This window comes from Bacillus sp. SIMBA_074 (assembly GCF_046534555.1).
In the GTDB taxonomy this organism is placed as follows: domain Bacteria; phylum Bacillota; class Bacilli; order Bacillales; family Bacillaceae_G; genus Bacillus_A; species Bacillus_A mycoides.
In genome coordinates this window covers 1-308 of record NZ_JAWRYM010000292.1, presented here as the reverse complement: position 1 = coordinate 308, position 308 = coordinate 1, and the positions used below count along the sequence as shown (strand labels likewise).

The 308-nt window shown below is 41.2% G+C and carries 1 protein-coding gene; it reads left to right on the top strand.

Translation table 11 applies throughout. The features are described 5' to 3' along the window. Positions 1 to 61: 61 nt before the first annotated feature. Positions 62 to 308, top strand: a 247-nt coding sequence (locus SB773_RS30905) for a PLP-dependent transferase (RefSeq protein WP_410594059.1), incomplete at its 3' end; no start/stop codon positions are given.

Genomic DNA, 308 nt, shown 5'->3' with positions numbered 1-308 from the left:
ATAGCTGGAAAATCCGACAGATTTGAATCTTCAACTTGTCGATCTTAAGGTTATTGGTGATATGGCAAGGTCTTGTGGTGTTCGTACGATCATTGATAATACATGGGCCACCCCCCTCTTTCAAAAGCCTTTAACTTATGGGATTGATATTGTAGTTCATTCCGCATCTAAATACTTAGGAGGACATAGTGACTTGTTAGGCGGTGCATTAATTACTAGTGGTGAAGTAATGAAGGATCTTTTTAATAAGGAGTATTTATTGTTTGGTGGAACGATGGGGCCGCGCGAAGCCTCACTATTGTTGCGGG